The sequence below is a fragment of the Halomonas sp. 707B3 genome (assembly GCF_024158645.1).
Lineage (GTDB): Bacteria > Pseudomonadota > Gammaproteobacteria > Pseudomonadales > Halomonadaceae > Vreelandella > Vreelandella lionensis.
In genome coordinates this window covers 1-1,228 of record NZ_JAMZBE010000304.1, presented here as the reverse complement: position 1 = coordinate 1,228, position 1,228 = coordinate 1, and the positions used below count along the sequence as shown (strand labels likewise).

The following is a 1,228-nucleotide window of genomic DNA, read 5'->3' as shown; positions in this document are numbered from 1 at the left end:
TATGATTTTTTCTTCATTGATGTTGTCGATCTTGCCATGGTTCACCTCATCGTAACGTATGACGTTCTTGAGGTGTCCACCGTTACTGGGCAGGATCAAGGTGGTTAAATTTGAAATCACCAACACCGGCAATTTAGAGCATGAATTTGTGATTGGCAGTAAAGAAGCCCATGAAGAGCATCGAAAAATGATGCTAGACATGGCAAATGGCGAAGGTCATGACATGTCAAACATGTCACAAGGTGAAGGCCACGATATGGCCAATATGAGCATGGCAGGCGTCACAATTGCACCTGGTGACACCGGGACTCTATTATGGAGTGTTCCTGATAATACTAACGAGCTAGAGTATGCTTGTAACATTCCCGGCCATTACGAATCCGGCATGTACGGCAATTTTACTTTCTAATCTGACGTTTACCCATGAAACTGTTGCTACTCGAAGATGATGATTTGCTGGCAGAAAGCTTGGCAGAGAGTCTCAAGGACAACGGTTACCTTGTCGACTTGGCCGCTTCATTGAAAGCGGCCAAGTCGCTAATGGCAACCGAGCATTACGAGCTGGCTATCTTAGATCTCGGTTTGCCCGATGGCTCGGGACTAGATCTACTAGCCCAGTGGCGCAAGCAAAAACGCAGCACGCCTATCTTGATCTTGACGGCGCGCGATACTTGGGAAGATAAAGTCATTGGTCTTGAAACGGGTGCCGATGATTACCTAGCAAAACCCTTCCATGAAGCCGAGCTTATGGCCCGTTTGAAGGCACTGCTGCGCAGGCAGTCTGGTCAGTTATCTCAAGTTGTGACGCTCAATGGCGTATCGCTGGATGAAGCAGGTCAACGAGTATGCCTAGAGGGAGAAACTTGGCGTTCGCTAACGGCGACAGAGTTTCGATTACTACGCTACTTAATGCTGCATCCAGATCGCATTCACTCCAAAGAGCAGTTATTAGAGCAGCTCTATGCCCTGGAACAGGATGCCGCCGCACCTAACTTGGTCGAAGTCTATATCGCTCGTCTGCGCCGTTATCTAGGCAAATCAATTATCCAAACTCGCCGCGGCCAGGGGTATTTCTTTGCTTCACATTGATCGGCGCAGTTTACGTTTTCGACTACTCGCCTGGCTAGCCCGGATTTCTCATGAGGGGATAAAAGAAAGCGGCTGAAAGTGCTATAGTTTCAGGACCTTACACCGTTCACCAAGCACCAACAGCCGCTATCCAAAATGG

Annotated in this window: 2 protein-coding genes; both read left to right on the top strand. The window is 48.5% G+C overall.

The genetic code is table 11. The features are described 5' to 3' along the window. The first annotated feature begins 100 nt into the window (after positions 1-100). Entirely contained in the window at positions 101-409 is a 309-nt protein-coding gene (locus BIS10_RS18795) for a copper-binding protein (protein ID WP_253507817.1), read from the top strand. A gap of 14 nt (positions 410-423) precedes the next feature. Further along, positions 424-1,089, top strand: coding sequence for a response regulator transcription factor (locus BIS10_RS18790; RefSeq protein WP_113270565.1), 666 nt, complete (start codon positions 424-426; stop codon positions 1,087-1,089). Positions 1,090-1,228: the final 139 nt, after the last annotated feature.